The sequence below is a fragment of the Marixanthomonas spongiae genome, assembly GCF_003095375.1.
Taxonomy (GTDB): Bacteria; Bacteroidota; Bacteroidia; order Flavobacteriales; family Flavobacteriaceae; genus Marixanthomonas; species Marixanthomonas spongiae.
Genome location: NZ_QEHR01000002.1, coordinates 186,893 through 205,913 on the forward strand (window position 1 = coordinate 186,893; position 19,021 = coordinate 205,913).

Consider the following 19,021-nt stretch of genomic DNA (forward strand, 5'->3'; position numbering starts at 1 on the left):
TATGAAAAGATTTTTACAACTCCGAAACATACTAAATAAAAAAAGTGGCACGGTTTTCTTCATGCTCTTCTTTCTTTTTTCTGCAAGTTCATTGTTTGCGCAGGCAATCGTTGTTAATAGAACGGTAACAGAAAACCCAACCCTCTGCAATCAATATGATGTAGAACTTGAAGTAACCGGTAATCCAAGTGTTGCGCCATCAGAGGTTGTTCTTGTCATTGATAGATCTGGTAGTATGGACGATGGGCCTAAGCCTGAGCCAATCGATTATGCAAAGGATGCCGCTATAGATTTCGTCAATAACTTTTTTGCGAATAACCCAACAGGAATGAACAGGATAGCGGTTGTTAGTTATGCTGCTTCAGCAAGCACCGATATAGGTTTAACTGGAAGTTCAGGAAAACAAGATGTTATCGACGCGATCAATGGGTTGGTGACCAATGGGAATACCAACATTGAAGCTGCAATGGTCAAGGCAGATCAAGTTTTGAGTAATCAAGCTACCTTCGACTGCAACACAAATAGAAGCATTGTGTTGTTGACCGATGGTGTCGCAAACCGCGACAATCACGGTAACAGTTGCTCTAATAGCGGAGTTGACACCCCCTGTCAATTAAATGCTATTCAAGCAGGTATAAATGCGCAGACCACCACAAAAGGTGGAGAGGTCTATAACCAAAATATTTTTAGTGTTGGTCTTTTCAATGCTATTCAGGGCGGGCAACAAACTGCTGCGACCAAAACTATAGACGGTATCCAAAATGCTGGTTTGTTCACTACGGAAAATGCGCCCGATTTAATGAACATCTACAACACCATATTAGGACAGCTAACGCCAGCCGCAACGCAAATAAGTGGGCAGGCATTGGTGACCAATACCATTGATTCGGGCTTCGATTATGTTTCGGGCTCTATTTCAGCAAGTAAAGGAACCGCTTCTGCAAGCGGCGATCTGCTATCTTGGTATGTAAACCATGTCTCTAATGAGACCATCACCCTTAATTATAGTATTGTTTCTGTTGGGTCCGATGCATGTGGCATTGAACAAAATACAGGTGAAGCTGTTATGCAATATATCGATGCTGATTGTAATGAACAGACCCTTACCTTTAATAATCCAGATATTTGCGTACCCTGTCCAGAGGTGACTGCCGAGATTGAACAGAATGTGTGTGATAATTCCGTTGCCTATGATGCCGATGTGTATTCAGGTGAATGCAGCCCAGTATCGGGAGACGTGGAGTGGGAGTTTTTCTTGAACAATGTATCTGTAGGAACTTCAAATACAGCATCTGGCACGTTTACTTATACTGGTTCAGAAGATTTTGAAGGTAATTTTAGGGCAGAAGTATCCTATTCGGGAAGTTATGGGACGGGATGTACCTTGCCAGCGGTTGATGATGAAGAAGAAATTACACTGATTAGTCAACTAACGGCTTCCGTAGAAAAGACCGACCCAACAGAAGCCGGGCAGTGCAGCAACGGAAGTGCCACGGTTGACCCATCTAATGGAACAGCTCCATATACCTATCAATGGAGTGCAAATGCTGGAAGCCAAACCACCCAAACGGCAACAAATTTAGGCGCTGGTACTTATGATGTTACCATTACAGACGCCAATGGATGTTCTGTAGAAAAGTCGATTGTACTTACCTGTGATATAGAAGGATGGAACTTTGAATGTGGAAGCAATAAGGTTGTTGATGAATATGGTTACAATGCCAACGGCAATACCACCACAACTGCTACCATACCTGATGCCGGAAACGTATATCAATATGTAGTTGAGATTGTTTACAAAGGCAATAATCCAGGCCAGACCGTTGAAGTGGTTGACAATGCAAATGTATCGCACACCCTGTCCCGTTCAGTGCCAATGGGTTCTAGCTCAAATATATGGGTGTACAGAGGGCTTGTATCTGGTAGTGCTTCAACAGTAACTTATACCAATCCTAATGTAAAAAACAAACTTCAGTCACTCGTAGTGTATGCTTTCAGAAATGTTCCAGATGCCACTGCAAACTCTGGGAAATTTACAGATTTAAGTGGAGTCAATGACATTCAAAGTTTTACCATTGATATTCCAGCATTTTCTTCCCCTAGGGATTTGGTTGTTGAGACTCCAATTTCCGAATTGACGAATGACGGTAGATACCTTCTGCTGAAAGCTGAAGCAGGTGGGGTTAAAGACCAAGTGTTTTTATATGGTTCCGATCCTAGTTTACCAGGCGGTACTTGCTGTTTATCCATTCCTACCCTAACACTGGAAGATGTACCTGGAAATGTAACCCAGGTAACTATAACAGTAGATACCAGAAACAAACAAAATGGACAAAATGTAAATGGTCAGTCTTGGATAATAGCTGGAGGCGTAAACGTAGATGCCAATTGTTATGAAGATTTAGAGCTTACACTGGATAACAAAACAGACGTACAATGCTTCGGTGAAAATAGCGGGTCTATAACCGTTCAGGCTACTGGTGGCCTTGAACCATATGAGTACTCCTTAAATGGGGGAACATCACAATCAAGTCCTACATTTAATAACCTCACTGCCGGAGTTTATACTATTGAAGTAACCGATTCTTTAGGAAATACCGATTCTATTTCAGTAACGCTTACCGAACCTGAAGCCTTGAGCGTACAAATAACAAAAGAAAACGCCTCTGCAACAGGAGGGTGTGAAAATGGACAAGCAACAGCTGACCCATCAGGTGGCACCCCTCCATATTCTTATCAATGGAGTGCCAGCGCAAATAACCAAACAACGGCAACTGCAACTAATCTTCCCTCCGGTACACATACGGTAACCATAACCGATGCAAATGACTGTGAAATAGAGCAAGGTGTTGTGATAGATTGTGTAAACGATTGTGACGCTGTCATAACAGTAGATTATGTTAAAAACGTACCGTGTACAGGTGAAAACGGAGGAATGGCAAAAGTTTCAGCAAGTTCTGCTGCTAATCCTTCAGCAACATTTACCTTTACTTGGAACACCGTTCCTCCCCAAGTGGATAGTGGTGCAACTTCAAGTACCATTTCAAACCAACCAGCTGGTGTTTACACCGTAAGTGTAACCATCGATGGAACGCAGTGTCAGCCAGTTGAGCAGAGTGTAACCATAACCGAACCAGCAAATGCATTAAACGTATCCGCCACTTCAACCGATGAAAGCGGTCCAACAACAGGCGATGGCACGGCCACTGCAAATCCTTCAGGCGGAACACCTCCGTATTCTTATAGTTGGAGTCCCGGAGGCGAAACCACACAAACCATTACTGGATTGAGTGCAGGTACCTATACTGTTACAGTGACCGATGCAAACGGATGTACTGCAACAGCCTCAACGACTGTTAACCCAGGAACATGCCAAGGATTAAGTGCCACGGCTTCTTCAACGCCCGTAACCTGTAATGGGGATAATGACGGGACAGCCACTGTTGCTGTATCTGGAGGATCAGGTTCATTTACCTATGCTTGGTCGCCAGGAGGCGAAACCACACAAACCATTACTGGATTGAGCGCAGGTACCTATTCTGTTATCGTAACCGACACCGTTACACAATGTACTGCTGAAGCCACAACAACGGTTAACGAACCCAATATGTTAAGTTCTGGTATTGCCGTAACCAATATTTCCTGTTTTGGAGGTGATAATGGTTCTTTAGACCTTACCGTTACAGGCGGAACCCAACCTTATTCTTTTGAATGGAGCAACGGAGCTACAACCGAAGATTTGTCTAATTTAACAGCCGGGACCTATTCGGTGACAATTACCGATGTCAATGGCTGTACTACAACCGATAGCGCCGAAGTATTACAACCTTCTGAAGCACTTTCTTTAGAAATAGTTTCACAAACCGATATCGTTTGTAATGAATTAGGCGCTGTAACTGTTGAAGCATTTGGAGGAACTTCTCCATATTTATACAGTATTGACGGAGGAACGCCTCAAGCATCAGGCACTTTTGATAGCTTAGAAGAAGGAGATTATACAATTAGCGTAGCCGATGCCAATGGTTGTGATGCTGAAATATCTGTGACCATACTGTCCAACTGTATTCAGGCTATCGACGACATCAACGACACCTTTGTGAACCTGCCTGTAAACGGCGATGTATCGACCAATGACCTGAACCTTGACGGTCCAGTTGGCACGGAAACCTTTACTTTGGTGAGCGGACCGAGCAACGGTACGTTGACCTTGAACCCAGACGGCACCTATACCTATACCCCGGCCACGGATTATGTGGGCGAGGACAGTTTTGAGTACCAAGTGTGCGACACTGGAAACCCGGTAGCCTGCGATACGGCAACGGTTTATATTGAGGTACAGCCCATAGGCAGCCCAGACAACGACCCACCAGTGGCCAATGCCGATACGAACAGCACCCAAGAAGGCACATCCGTGGACGGCACCGTGCTTCCGAACGATTTTGACCCCGACGGTGATCCTATTACGGTAACGGGCAATACGCTCCCGACTAACGGAACGGTCACGATCAATCCTGACGGTACGTACACCTATTCGCCGAACCCAGGTTTTACGGGGGAGGACACGTTTGAATATACTATCTGTGACAATGGTAGCCCTGCGCTGTGCGATACAGCAACGGTCACCATACAAGTTGTGGACGGTACGGACAATATGACCACTGCCGTGGACGATGCGTACTACGGTTTCCCGGACACGGACATCACAGGAAACGTGTTAAACAACGACACCGACCCAGAGAGCGACGGTCAGAATGTTGACACAACTGTCAGCCCGAGCAACGGCCCAAGCAACGGAACGGTTGTCCTTAATGCTGACGGGACCTTTACCTATACGCCAAACACAGGGTACACCGGTACAGACAGCTTTGTGTACGAGATTTATGACAATGGAAGTCCGGAAGCGAGGGATATCGCTACGGTCTATATCAGTATTGATCCCAATGATGGCGGAAATGAAATCCTTGCCATCGATGATATTAATAATACCTTTATGAACCTGCCGGTAAGCGGCAACGTCTCGACAAACGACCTGAACCCTGACGGTCCAGTTGGCACGGAAACCTTTACCTTAGTTGAAGGTCCGGCTTATGGTAGTTTATCCTTTAATCCCGATGGCACTTATATTTATTATCCTGAAAATGACTATGTGGGCGAGGATACCTTTAAATATCAAGTTTGTGATAGTGGCAATCCGGTTGCTTGCGATACCGCAACGGTCTATATAGAAATTCAACCAGAAGGAAGTCCAGACAACGCCCCACCAGTGGCCAATGCCGATACGAACAGCACCCAAGAGGGCACGCCCGTGGACGGCACCGTGCTCTCGAACGATTTTGACCCCGACGGTGATCCTATTACGGTAACGGGCAACACGCCCCCGACTAACGGAACGGTCACGATCAACCCTGACGGTACGTACACCTATTCGCCGAACCCAGGTTTTACGGGCGAGGACACGTTTGAATATACTATCTGTGACAATGGTAGCCCTGCGCTGTGCGATACCGCGACGGTCACCATACAAGTTGTGGATGGTACGGAGAATATGACTACTGCAGTAGATGATGCTTACTACGGTTTCCCAAGCGAAGACATTGTAGGGAATGTGTTGGACAACGACACCGACCCAGAAGGTGATAATCAGACAGTGGATACACTACTGAGTCCGAGATATGGCCCTGTTCACGGATCGCTTGTTCTAAATGCTGATGGTACATTTGTCTATACACCATTTGGAAGCTATACCGGTACTGACAGCTTTGTGTATGAAATTTATGACAATGGAAGTCCAGAAGCCAGAGATATCGCTACGGTTTATATCAGTATTGATCCAAATGATGGCGGAAATGTGATATTGGCCATTGATGACATTAATGACACTTTTGTGAACCTGCCCGTAAGTGGCGATGTATCTACGAACGATATTAATCCCGATGGCCCAAGCGATACAGAAACCTTCACGTTGGTTAACGGACCAAGCAATGGTTCCTTGACCTTAAACTTAGATGGCACCTATACCTACACTCCGGCTACGGACTATGTGGGCGAAGACACCTTTGAGTACCAAGTGTGCGACGGCGGCAATCCGGTGGCCTGCGATACGGCAACGGTTTATATAGAAGTACAGCCTGTCGGTAGCCCGGATAATGATCCTCCAGTGGCCAATGCCGATACGAATACAACCAAAATTGACGTACCCGTTAACGGAAATGTACTTCCTAATGACTATGATCCCGATGGCGATCCAATCACCGTAACAGGCAACACGACTCCAGCCAACGGAACGGTAACGATCAACCCTGACGGTACGTACACCTACACACCAAACCCTGGCTTTACAGGAGAGGACACATTTGAATACACCATCTGCGACAACGGAAATCCCGCGCTTTGCGATACGGCAGTAGTGACCATTCAAGTAATCGCTTGCGACTGCAATTCTACAGTAGCTAATGACGATGCGTATTATGGTTTGCCAGATCAAGATATTTTAGGAAATGTACTGGACAATGATACAGATCCAGAAGGCCATAACCAAAATGTTGACACAGCAATAACCCCTATCAGTGGCCCAACAAACGGGACGCTGAGCATCAATGCAGACGGTAGTTTTACCTATACCCCAAACGCAGGATATATTGGTACAGATCAGTTTGTTTATGGAGTTGAGGACGATGGTTTTCCTGTTGCAACAGACGTTGCTACAGTCTACATCAGTATCGACCCTAATGATGGCGGAAACGAGATCTTGGCGATCGACGACATCAACGACACCTTTGTGAACTTGCCTGTAAATGGCGATGTATCGACCAATGACCTGAACCCTGACGGTCCGACCGGCACGGAAACCTTTACTTTGGTAAGCGGTCCGAGCAATGGTTCGTTGACCTTCAATCCAGACGGCACCTATACCTATACCCCGGCCACGGACTATGTGGGCGAGGACACCTTTGAGTACCAAGTGTGCGACGCTGGAAACCCAGTGGCCTGCGATACGGCAACGGTTACTATTGAAATTGTTGACGATCCAATTCTTGAAAATGATCCTCCGGTTGCAAATAATGATACAAATACAACCGAAGTGGATGTGCCCGTTAGTGGAACTGTAATCAGCAATGATTTTGATCCCGATGGAGATCCAATTACGGTTACAAACAATACGGCTCCTGCCAACGGTGCGGTAACGGTGAACCCAGACGGGACATATACCTATACGCCAAACCCTGGTTTCGTAGGAGAAGACACCTTTGAATACACCATCTGCGACAATGGCAGTCCAGCATTATGTGACACCGCCACAGTAACGATATATATAGTAGAGAATAACGCTAATATTACAGTGGCGAATGATGACGCGTATTATGGTGAAATAAATGCAATCGTTTCAGGAAATGTATTGGATAACGATAATGACCCAGAAGGGGATAACCAATCAGTAGATATTGCAATTAGCCCAGTAAGCGGTCCTTCAAACGGAACAGTGACAATCAACGCCGATGGATCATTTGAATATACACCAAATACCGATTTCACTGGAAATGACCAATTTGTGTATGGAATTGTTGATGACGGGAGCCCAATTGCTACAGATTTAGCTACGGTTTACATTCTTATAGAAGAAACCCCGGCACCCGCCATAGCTATCGTGAAAACAGGTGGATTTAATGATGAAGATCAAGATGGTTGCACTAATGTGGGTGAAACCATTACGTACACCTTCACCGTGACCAACCAAGGAAATGTTCCGTTAACTGATATAGCAGTAACAGATCCTTTATTGGAAGCACCAAACCCGGTTGTACCAATAGTACTGGTCTCAGGAGATGACGGCGACGGAATCTTACAAGAAACTGAAACTTGGGTATATGAAGCTAATTATACGCTTACTCAAGAGGATATCGATACGGGTGAAGTAGTAAACCAAGCCACAGTACATGGGACAGATCCCGACGGAACAACAGTGGAAGACCTTTCAGGAACAACTACAACGACTGATGATGAAACAACCACGACCCTTTGCCAAGAACCGGCCATAGCGATCGTCAAAACAGGCGATTATAATGACGGCGGCGACTGCTCGCAGCCTGGCGAAGAGATCAATTACACCTTCACGGTAACCAACGAAGGGAACGTAAGTTTATCATCAGTTAATGTAACTGACCCACTGATTGCAACAATCACCGGCCCGACCGGTGATACGGACGGCGACGGCGAACTCGATGTAGACGAGACCTGGGAATACACGGGGAGCTACGTGATCACCCAAGACGATATCGACGCGGGCGAAGTGAACAACCAAGCTACGGCTGAAGGAACAGCACCGGACGGAACGCCAGTGGAAGACCTTTCAGGAACAACTACAACGACTGATGATGAAACAACCACCACGTTATGCCAAGAACCTGCCATAGCTATTGTTAAGACAAGTAGTTATGACGACGGCGGCGACTGTTCACAGCCCGGTGAGGAGATCAACTATACGTTTACCGTTACCAACGAAGGGAACGTAAGTTTATCTTCAGTAAATGTAACTGATCCATTGATCGCAACGATCAATGGCCCAACAGGTGACACGGACGGCGACGGCGAACTCGACGTGGACGAGACTTGGGAATACACGGGAAGCTACGTGATCACCCAGGCCGATATCGACGCGGGCGAAGTGATCAACCAAGCCACGGCTGAAGGAACAGCACCGGACGGAACAACAGTGGAAGACCTTTCAGGAAGCATGACCACTACAGATGATGAAACAACCACGACTCTTTGCCAAGAACCGGCCATAACTATTGTTAAGACAAGCAGCTATGACGACGGCGGCGACTGTTCGCAGCCCGGTGAGGAGATCAACTATACGTTTACTGTTACCAACGAAGGCAACGTGAGCCTTTCCAACGTGAACGTGACCGACCCACTGATCGCAACGATCAACGGCCCGACCGGTGACACGGACGGCGACGGCGAACTCGACGTGGACGAGACCTGGGAATACACGGGAAGCTACGTGATCACCCAAGACGATATCGACGCGGGCGAAGTGATCAACCAAGCCACGGCTGAAGGAACAGCACCGGACGGAACAACAGTGGAAGATCTTTCAGGAACAACTACAACGACTGATGATGAAACAACGACCACGTTATGTCAGGCCCCGGCCATAGCGATAGTCAAGACAAGCAGCTATGACGATGGTGGCGACTGTTCACAGCCCGGAGAAGAGATCAATTATACCTTCACGGTAACCAACGAAGGGAACGTAAGTTTATCTTCAGTAAATGTAACTGATCCACTGATCGCAACGATCAGCGGACCAACAGGTGACACGGATGGTGATGGTGAACTGGATGTAACCGAAGAGTGGGAGTACACTGGAACATATGTAATCACACAGGCCGACATCGATAATGGAAGCGTGACCAACACTGCCACAGCAGAAGGAACAGCTCCAGATGGAACCGTAGTGACTGATGACTCAGGAAGCACAGTAGATAATGATGATCCAACCGAGACTGAACTATGTCAAACCCCAGCCATAGCAATTGTTAAGGCAAGCAGCTATGACGATGGTGGTGACTGTTCACAACCTGGCGAAGAGATCAACTATACCTTCACGGTAACCAACGAAGGGAACGTAAGTTTAGAAAACGTAAGTGTGACGGATCCATTGATCGCAACGATCAGCGGACCAACAGGTGACACGGATGGTGATGGTGAACTGGATGTAACCGAAGAGTGGGAGTACACTGGAACATATGTAATCACACAGGCCGACATCGATAATGGAAGCGTGACCAACACTGCCACAGCAGAAGGAACAGCTCCAGATGGAACCGTAGTGACTGATGACTCAGGAAGCACAGTAGATAATGATGATCCAACCGAGACTGAACTATGTCAAACCCCAGCCATAGCTATTGTTAAGACAAGCAGCTATGACGATGGCGGCGACTGTTCACAGCCCGGTGAGGAGATCAACTATACGTTTACTGTTACCAACGAAGGCAACGTGAGCCTTTCCAACGTAAACGTGACCGACCCACTGATCGCAACAATCAATGGACCGACCGGTGACACGGACGGCGACGGCGAACTCGACGTGGACGAGACCTGGGAATACACGGGAAGCTACGTGATCACCCAGGACGATATCGATAAAGGAGAAGTAATTAATCAAGCTACAGCTGAAGGCACTGCACCAGATGGAGCAGTGGTGACGGATGAGTCTGGCTTGACAATCAACGACGATGACCCAACAATAACCACCTTGTGTCAAGACCCTGTTATTGCGATAGTAAAAACGGGTGTCTTCAATGATGAAGATGGAGACGGTTGTAGTAATGTAGGGGAAACGATAAGTTATACTTTCAGTGTAACCAACGAAGGGAATGTAAGCCTCTCATTTATTTCAATACAGGATCCATTGTTAGGAGGAACCCTTACAGGGCCAGATAGTGGAGATACTGATGGTGATGATAAACTGGATATTTCCGAAGAATGGATATATACAGCTACTTACACCATTACCCAAGCGGATATTAACGCTGGGGAAGTGGTAAACCAAGCTACCGCCAAAGGTGAAGCACCATCTGGTGAGACCGTTACTGACGACTCTGGAGCGACCATAGGCGATGACGATCCTACCGTTACAGTGCTGTGTCAAAATGCTGCCATCGCGATAGTGAAAACAGGAGTCTTCAATGATGAAAACGGGGATGATTGTAGCGATGTGGGAGAGACCATAGGTTATACGTTCAGTGTGACCAACCAAGGCAACGTGAGTTTGACTTCCATAAATGTAACCGACCCATTGTTGGGTGGTGCCATTGCAGGGCCAGACAGTGGTGATGCAAATGGAAACGGCGAACTGGACCTTGACGAAGAATGGGTTTACAGTGGCAGTTACGCCATTACCCAAGCAGATATCAATGCCGGTGAGGTGGTGAACCAAGCCACGGCTGAAGGAGTTGATCCTAACGGAAATGTAGTTTCAGACGACTCTGGAACGACCATAAACGATGACGATCCAACGGTAACGGTATTGTGTCAAAATGGAGGTATTGCTTTAGTGAAGATAGGAACCTTTTCCGATGAAAATGGCGATGGCTGTACGCAAGTAGGCGAAACAATTGTATATGACTTTATCGTAACCAATACAGGTATTGTTGACCTTACCAACGTAACGGTAACCGATCCACTGGTGACGGTGAACGGTGGCCCGATAAACTTGGTTTCAGGAGCGACAGACGCTACAACATTTACGGCGACTTACACCATAACACAGGCCGATATTGATGCTGGTCAAGTAGTAAACCAAGCAACTGCCGAAGGTACTACCCCAGAAGGAGATGTAGTAAGCGACGTTTCGGGTGCTACGATCAACGATGATGACCCAACGGTAACCATATTGTGCCAAGACCCATCTATGTCCCTTGAGAAAGTTGGAGTATTCAACGATGAAAATAGCGATGGAATCCCACAAGAAGGGGAAACAATCTCTTATGCATTCAGCGTAACCAATACCGGAAACGTGACCCTATACAATATCACGATAGAGGATCCGCTTCCAGGTATCGAAATTCAAGGAGGCCCAATTGCTTCACTTGCGCCAGACGAGACCGATGATACAACATTTACGGCAATATATAGCATTAATGATGCAGATATAGAAGCTGGACAAGTAATCAACCAGGCCACTGTTATTGGAGAAGACGAACAAGGAACTAGTGTAACGGATGAATCTGACGATCCAAATAATGACGAAGATGTTGACAACAACGGAGACGGCGAACCAGATGATCCTACTGTTACAGTATTGCCTAACGTAGATCCTGAAGGAGACTTTGAAATATTCAATGGTATCACCCCTAATGGCGATAACCTGAACGATTACTTCATCATTTCTGGAATTCAGGATTACCCAGACAACAATGTGAAAATTTACAACAGATGGGGAGTTCTGGTTTGGGAAACCAATGGATATGGTGGCTCTAACGGCAAGGAAAATGTCTTTGAGGGCGAATCTAACGGAAGGGCGACCATCCGTGCCAACGAAGAATTGCCTACGGGAACGTATTTTTACATACTTTCCTTCCCGGGCGATAATCCAGGAAAAGCCAGTTATTCAGGATACTTATATATAAACAGATAGAAAGTCAAAAACCTCCCGGAGGTAATACTCCGGGGGTATAAAAATACATAACGATGAAACACAGTTATTTAGCTATTATAGTTTTGATTTTACTTGGGAGCTTTTCAAGCAACGCCCAGCAAGATCCACAATACACACAGTATATGTACAATACGCAGATTGTAAACCCGGCCTATGCTGGTTCACGCGATGTGTTGAGTTTTGGCCTCTTGTTACGTACGCAATGGACAGGGCTTCAAGGAGCGCCAAAAACAGGTACGTTTACCGTCAATTCGCCCATTGGTACTTTGGACAACATGGGACTGGGATTGTCCATTACAAGTGATGAAATAGGGCCGTCGGTAGAGTCTAATGTTAATATAGATTATTCCTATACCATTAACACATCAGACGCTTCGCAACTATCTTTTGGTCTTAAAGCTGGGTTGGATATTTTGGATGTGAATTTCAATAAATTGGATATTTTTGACCCAGAATATCTTTTTGAAAACAACATAGACAATAAACTACAGCCACAAATTGGCGCTGGTGTCTATTTCAATACCGAAAAGTTCTACGCCGGTCTATCAGTACCCAACTTTTTAACCACCAAGCATTTTGATGAATCCTCGCTGAAAGACTTCGATGCTAGCGAAGATGTGATCCCTGCCGAACGGTTACACTATTTTTTAATCGCGGGTTATGTGTTTGATATCAACGAAAACCTAAAATTTAAACCTGCCACCTTGATCAAGGCAGTAAGCGGTTCTCCGTTACAATGGGATGCATCGGCCAACTTCTTGTTATACGATAAATTAACCTTGGGCGCTTCGTACAGATGGAGTGCGGCATTGAGCGCTATGGCTGGGTTTCAGGTAAGCGATCAACTGTTCATAGGTTTTGGGTATGATTATCAAACCACCGATATTGAAGACTTTAGCGATGGTTCTTATGAGGTGTTCTTGCGTTTTGATCTATTCAACAAACCCGAACGTGTTTTAACACCTAGATTCTTTTAAAAAAAATTACTATGAAACCTATATCTCAAAAATCGATTTTTTTTCTCGTTCTTTTCTTTACCGTCAGTGTTTCTTTTTCACAGCGTAACGAAATAAAGAAAGCCAACAAAGACTTTGATAAGTTTGCTTATATCGATGCCCGTGAAATTTATTTAAAGGTAATTGAGGATGGCTACCAATCTGCGGAAATATTCCAAAAACTGGGCGATACCTATTATTGGAACAGTGATTACGATAATGCTGCAAAATGGTATTCAAGATTGGTAAATGAATATCCAGACCAAACAGAACCAGAATACTATTACCGTGCTGCACAGTCTTTAAAAAGCCTCGGAAAATATAAAGAATCCGATGAACTGATGATTCAGTTCGCAGCTCGCGGAGGCAATGGTATGTTAATCAAAAATTTTGAGAACGACCCCAACTACCTCAAGAGCATCGCCAAGGAATCGCGGGAATTTGTGTTGGAAAAAGTTTCCATAAATAGCAACACCTCAGACTTCGGTCCCTCTTTTTACGGGGACAAAGTAGTATATGCCGCATCGAAAACAAACTCAGAAGGCACTAAAGTGGCCGAATGGAACGCCCAGCCGTTTTTAGACCTGTACGTAGCCGATGTTGATGAGAATGGAGATTTAATCAATGCACAACCTCTTCCTGGTGACATAAACACCAAATACCACGAATCGACTCCCGTTTTCAGTAAAGACGGAAAAACCATGTACTTTACCCGAAATAATTATCTTGATGGAAAAAAAGGGAAAGACCGCAACAAAACCGTTCGTTTAAAGCTCTATAAAGCCACCAAAAGCGGGGATCATTTTTGGACCCACGTTAAAGAGCTTCCTTTTAATAGTGATAATTACTCCACCGCCCATCCTGCATTGAGCAAGGATGGTAAGCGTTTGTACTTTTCATCGGATATGCCGGGCACCGTTGGCATGTCAGACCTTTGGTACGTAACCATTAAGGAGAATGACACGTACGGAAAACCTGTAAATCTGGGTAACTCTATCAATACGGAAGCCAGGGAGTCGTTCCCTTTTATAAGCGAAAAAAACAACCTGTACTTTTCCACCGATGGCCGTGCAGGTTTGGGAGGGTTCGATATTTATATGACGCCCTTGGACAGTTTAGGAAATCCCGGACCTGTAAAAAACCTGGGGGAGCCGGCCAATAGCAACCAAGATGATTTTGGGTTTATAATAAAAGAGAGCGAGAGAATAGGATACCTTACCTCGAACCGAGAGGGTACCCGTGGCAGCATAGATGATGAAATTTATTTATTTAAAGAAAAATGCCAGATTACCATTACCGGTCTGGTAACCGATCTGGAGACTGGCGAACTGCTGCCTGGAGCAACGGTAACCCTCTTGGATTCCGACAATAAAGAAATTAAAAGTGTGCCGGCGGATAAGAATGCCAGATATACGTTGATGGCCGATTGCGGTAGCAAATATGCCGTTCGAGGCGCCAAAAAGGGCTATGAGTCCAATGAAAAGCTTGTGGAAACACCAAACGAAACTGGAAGCATCGATGTGCCGCTGCAATTGAAACCATTGGATTGCCCGCCTGACGATTTGGGATGTCGCTTAAACTTGCAACCAATTTATTTCGATTTTGACCGCTACAACATCCGGCCAGATGCCGAGGTGGAATTGGCAAAAATACTGGCAGCGCTTCGGGAATACCCTGAGCTGGAAATCCATATCGAGTCGCATACCGATTCGCGCGGGAATGACAGTTATAACGAAGCCTTGTCCGAAAAAAGAGCACAATCAACCCTTAACTGGTTGGTTAAAAAGGGTATTGACCGTGATAGGCTCAGTGCCAAAGGATACGGCGAATACCGTTTGGTAAACGAGTGTTCCAACGGTGTTAAATGTACCGAAGAACAACACCAACTTAACCGTAGGTCGATGTTCATTATTCAAAATTAAACAACATCCAATCAATTTTTTTTACAAAAAAGCGCTCCATAAACCTCTTGGGCGCTTTTTTGGTTTTATTTACAAGGTGCTATTTCGTATTTTTGAAAAAACTGAAATTGCATGACAGAAGAGAAAGTAATCCTTGTAAATCAAAAGGACGAAAAAATAGGCCTGATGCCAAAAATGGAGGCTCACGAAAAAGCATTGTTGCACCGTGCCTTTTCCGTTTTTGTCTTTAACGATAAAAATGAACTGATGCTGCAGCAAAGGGCGTTGCACAAATACCATTCGCCCGGGCTATGGACCAATACTTGCTGTAGCCACCAACGTGATGGAGAAGGCAATGTAGAAGCAGGCAAGAGAAGGCTTCAAGAAGAAATGGGGTTCTCAACGCCTTTAAGGGAAACCACCTCTTTTATATACAAAGCACCCTTCGATAACGGCCTGACCGAACATGAATTTGACCACATTTTGGTAGGCAGCTACAATGAAGCCCCAAAAATAAATCCAGATGAAGTGGCCGACTGGAAATGGATGTCCATGAAAGCAGTAGAGAAAGATATACATGAAAACCCCGCGGCTTATACCGCTTGGTTCAAGATTATATTCGATAAATTTCAAGAACATTTAACCCAATGAGTTTAACAGTTTTCAGAAAAGCACACTTTAATGCGGCGCACCGTTTGTATGTAAAAGAATGGAGCGATGAAAAAAACCGTGACTATTTCGGAAAATGCAGCAATCCCAACTACCACGGGCATAATTATGAACTGGAAGTGGGCGTTACGGGAAAAGTGGATCCCAAAACGGGGTATTTGATCAATTTGGAAACCTTGAAAACAATCATTAAAGAAGAAGTGGAAGTGCCTCTTGACCATAAAAACCTCAATATAGAAGTAGAAGAATTTAAAACCTTGAATCCCACGGTGGAAAACATTGCCATAGTGATATGGAACAAGCTCCGCAACAGGCTGGACGACACCTTTGAAATTTCGGTAAAGCTCTACGAAACCCCCCGCAATTTTGTAATCTATACCGGTTAAACAATGAACAAACTCCCAGCATTGTACCCTTTGAAATTTACGCCTATCCTTAAAGAAAAAGTTTGGGGCGGAACAAAATTAGCTCGATTTTTCAATAAAGACGAATCGGACAACAACCAGCATATTGGTGAAAGTTGGGAGATTTCAGGTTTAGAAGACGCCGTTTCAACAGTAAGCAACGGAGCCCTAAAGAAACAGGGTTTGTCCAAGTTGATAGCCCGGTATAAAGCCGAATTGGTAGGCGAAAAGGTGTACACGCGGTTTGGCGATACGTTCCCCCTTCTGTTTAAGTTTATCGATGCCCATCAAGACCTTTCGGTACAAGTGCATCCGGGCGATGAACTGGCAAAAAAGAGACATGACAGTTTTGGTAAAACCGAGGTGTGGTACATCGTCAATGCCGAAAAAGACGCGCGATTGATATTGGGCTTCAATACCCCCATGACCGAAACCCGTTACCTCAAGTTCCTTTCAGAAGGTAAAATTTCAGACATCTTGCACGAAGAACCCGTAACGGCCGGGAATGCCTTTTTTATTGCTCCGGGAACCGTCCACGCCATAGGTAAAGGTATTTTGTTGGCTGAAATACAACAAACATCAGACATTACCTACAGAATTTACGATTGGGACCGCCCCGATATAAACGGCAATATGCGCACGCTGCACACCGATTTGGCAAAAGATGCCATCTCATACAACAATATAGAAGCAAAGATAGCTTATACAGATACCGAAGATAAAATTATACCTTTAAAAAGCCTTCCCTACTTTGAAACCAATAAGCTGAACCTTACCAAACGCTTTAAAAGAGATCTAAAAAAAATAGACTCCTTCGTGGTGTATATGTGCACCGATGGGGAAGCGGTGCTACAAACCGAAACAGGTTCAGAAACTATAAAAAAAGGCGAAACGGTATTGATTCCTGCTTGCTTTGCTTCCATCATAATAGATTCCACTTCTGCCACACTTTTAGAGGTTTATATTCCTTGATTGTTCGTATCTTTGCCGAAATTTTAAAAATTGAAAATAATCAGTTTAACTTAAAAAATTCCCGCCGTTGCGGGGAAAAACAATATGGCAAGTAAACGCAATTTAAAAAAAGACATCAACTACGTGTTGGGCGATATTATCGAGGCGGTCTATATATGGCAGCTTACCCATCCAGAAAAGGAAACCAAAGAGTCTGAAAAGATTATCGATGAAACCATCGCACTTTTCGATGCTTTGATCGTGAAAGTGAACCAAAAAGATGTTGACAACAAAAAACAGCACTTTAAAGCGATTAACCAAGAATTGGAAACCGAAGGCAGAAAATTGATCGATAAAATCAACGCCTTATAAACTGTCGGTTTCGGCTTTTCGTTCAGCAATATAAGACTCCAAAAGCGTTCCGTATTTGGAGTCTTTTACTTTTGGGGTTAACGATGTGTACACCGTGTCCAGGTATTTCACGTTGGCGTCGTAAATCTCGGTCAACAATAAATATGGGGCTACTGCTTTGTCTTTATTGTTTATGGCAAAATTGACCGTTGCCAAATATTTGCTGGAAAGAGCGGTCAACCTTTTGCGTTTAATAGCCTTGAGCAGGGAATCGTTGTTGTCTTTTTGGGCGGTCAATTCTTCTTTTATCAAGTCTAAATTTTTGTTGGCAAACCGTTTCATGAGCTTTTTATACGCTTCCAGTGCTTTCTGGTTTTCTGATCCTCTAATGATGTAGTCGTCCCCAAATTTCTTAAGGCTGGTATTAATGGCTATTTTGCCCGGCTCGGCAAAGAAAGGAATACGGTCTTCTCGCAGGGTGCCATCTTTTAAGCGCAGGTAGAGATAATATATTTCAGGACTTTCTATTTCTTCAATAAATGTAAAGTTGGGATCGCCGTCAACACTCACCGAATCTACAGACACCAATAAAGAGTCTTCAGCCTTCTGTAGCAACAAAGTACCCTTTTTCAATCCTTTCACGTTTCCGGAAAGCGTCATTTGATTTGCGGGGTTTGATTTGGAGCAAGCAGAAAGTATTAAAAATACAGTTCCAAGAAAAAAGACTACGATGAGAAAATAGTGTCGCATAAGAAAATTTTTAAGGATGCAAAGATGTGTTTTTTTGCAAAAAATAAATAGAAAAAGGAACAAAAATCTCAACAAAACCCTGTTGTTGATTTATCCTGACTATAAAATTTGTTTTAAAACCCGTAAAAGGCTCTAAAAAAAAGTGTAAACTCCTTAAAATTAGAGTGTTATTGCGTGATTTTTTTAAAAAATTGAAAATTTTGTCGTATCTTTATTTCAATATTAGGTCTTGACATTTTCTTCTTCCTTTCACTGGCCTATTATGCAGCGATATCTTGAAATTTCGACTTCGGTCTTTAAAATACTAGGAATCATGAAAACTTCAACTGCATTTTTTTTAAGAAAATTGACGTGTATATGTTTAATGGCTTGGCCCGTTATGAATTTTGCCCAAGCTCCGGACATAGATTGGCAAAAAGCCTCAGGGGGCACCGGTAGCGACTATCCCACACAAGTACAACAAACTAACGATGGCGGTTATATACTTGGTGGGATTACCTTTTCGAGCGACGGGGAGATCACAGGCAGTCATGGCCTTTTTGAGTATTGGCTCATAAAGCTAAGCAGTGCTGGTAGTCTCTCTTGGGAAAAAGCACTCGGCGGCAGCAATAGCGATCTTTGTTACGATGTGCAGCAAACCACCGATACAGGCTATATTGCCGCAGGTTGGTCCAACTCTAATGATGGTGATGTAAGCAACAACTATGGAAATTATGACTACTGGATAGTAAAACTGGACAGTAGCGGTAATCTACAATGGGAAAAGAACTATGGTGGCAGTGGCTTGGATTAGGCTCAAGCGATTCATCAAACTTCAGATGGTGGTTATAT

The 19,021-nt window shown here is 44.6% G+C and carries 9 protein-coding genes; 8 read left to right on the plus strand and 1 reads right to left on the minus strand.

Features of this window, described 5'->3' with window-relative positions:
* The first annotated feature begins 1 nt into the window (after nt 1).
* The 7 genes from DDV96_RS03470 (at nt 2) to DDV96_RS03500 (ending at nt 17,461) form a co-directional block, all read left to right on the plus strand.
* Complete coding sequence (locus tag DDV96_RS03470; RefSeq protein WP_116693350.1) at nt 2–12,148, plus strand: DUF7507 domain-containing protein; 12,147 nt, start codon at nt 2–4, stop codon at nt 12,146–12,148.
* 53 nt (nt 12,149–12,201) lie between these two features.
* Nucleotides 12,202–13,146 (plus strand): PorP/SprF family type IX secretion system membrane protein, encoded by a 945-nt coding sequence (locus tag DDV96_RS03475; protein WP_116693351.1) that lies wholly within the window; start codon nt 12,202–12,204, stop codon nt 13,144–13,146.
* Nucleotides 13,147–13,157: 11 nt separating this feature from the next.
* Nucleotides 13,158–15,086 (plus strand): OmpA family protein, encoded by a 1,929-nt coding sequence (locus tag DDV96_RS03480; RefSeq protein ID WP_116693352.1) that lies wholly within the window; start codon nt 13,158–13,160, stop codon nt 15,084–15,086.
* 111 nt (nt 15,087–15,197) lie between these two features.
* On the plus strand, nt 15,198–15,716 hold the full coding sequence (idi, locus tag DDV96_RS03485) for an isopentenyl-diphosphate Delta-isomerase (RefSeq protein WP_116693353.1): 519 nt from the start codon (nt 15,198–15,200) through the stop codon (nt 15,714–15,716).
* Nucleotides 15,713–16,120: a 6-pyruvoyl trahydropterin synthase family protein gene (locus tag DDV96_RS03490; protein ID WP_116693354.1), complete on the plus strand. Its 408-nt coding sequence runs from the start codon at nt 15,713–15,715 to the stop codon at nt 16,118–16,120. The genes idi and DDV96_RS03490 overlap by 4 nt, the downstream gene beginning before the upstream one ends.
* A 3-nt stretch (nt 16,121–16,123) precedes the next feature.
* Complete coding sequence (locus DDV96_RS03495) at nt 16,124–17,110, plus strand: type I phosphomannose isomerase catalytic subunit (protein ID WP_240607666.1); 987 nt, start codon at nt 16,124–16,126, stop codon at nt 17,108–17,110.
* 84 nt (nt 17,111–17,194) lie between these two features.
* Nucleotides 17,195–17,461, plus strand: coding sequence for a hypothetical protein (locus tag DDV96_RS03500; RefSeq protein ID WP_116693355.1), 267 nt, complete (start codon nt 17,195–17,197; stop codon nt 17,459–17,461).
* On the opposite strand, the gene DDV96_RS03505 is transcribed toward DDV96_RS03500, so the two are convergent.
* Nucleotides 17,456–18,190 carry a DUF4369 domain-containing protein gene (locus tag DDV96_RS03505; RefSeq protein WP_116693356.1) on the minus strand — a complete coding sequence of 245 codons (735 nt, stop codon included), beginning with the start codon at nt 18,188–18,190 and terminating at the stop codon, nt 17,456–17,458. The genes DDV96_RS03500 and DDV96_RS03505 overlap by 6 nt on opposite strands.
* Nucleotides 18,191–18,503: 313 nt before the next feature.
* On the opposite strand from DDV96_RS03505, the gene DDV96_RS03510 reads away from it, so the two are divergent.
* A complete protein-coding gene (locus DDV96_RS03510; RefSeq protein WP_133240808.1) occupies nt 18,504–18,983 on the plus strand; it encodes a hypothetical protein in 480 nt (159 codons plus the stop codon).
* The last annotated feature ends 38 nt before the right edge of the window (nt 18,984–19,021 follow it).

Excerpts from the sequence above, each read along its gene's own strand:
- DDV96_RS03510 (WP_133240808.1), top strand. The coding sequence starts at position 18,504 with ATGAAAACTTCAACTGCATTTTTTTTAAGAAAATTGACGTGTATATGT.
- DDV96_RS03505 (WP_116693356.1), bottom strand. The coding sequence starts at position 18,190 with ATGCGACACTATTTTCTCATCGTAGTCTTTTTTCTTGGAACTGTATTT.
- DDV96_RS03475 (WP_116693351.1), top strand. The coding sequence starts at position 12,202 with ATGAAACACAGTTATTTAGCTATTATAGTTTTGATTTTACTTGGGAGC.
- idi (WP_116693353.1), top strand. The coding sequence starts at position 15,198 with ATGACAGAAGAGAAAGTAATCCTTGTAAATCAAAAGGACGAAAAAATA.
- DDV96_RS03480 (WP_116693352.1), top strand. The coding sequence starts at position 13,158 with ATGAAACCTATATCTCAAAAATCGATTTTTTTTCTCGTTCTTTTCTTT.
- DDV96_RS03495 (WP_240607666.1), top strand. The coding sequence starts at position 16,124 with ATGAACAAACTCCCAGCATTGTACCCTTTGAAATTTACGCCTATCCTT.
- DDV96_RS03500 (WP_116693355.1), top strand. The coding sequence starts at position 17,195 with ATGGCAAGTAAACGCAATTTAAAAAAAGACATCAACTACGTGTTGGGC.
- DDV96_RS03490 (WP_116693354.1), top strand. The coding sequence starts at position 15,713 with ATGAGTTTAACAGTTTTCAGAAAAGCACACTTTAATGCGGCGCACCGT.
- DDV96_RS03470 (WP_116693350.1), top strand. The coding sequence starts at position 2 with ATGAAAAGATTTTTACAACTCCGAAACATACTAAATAAAAAAAGTGGC.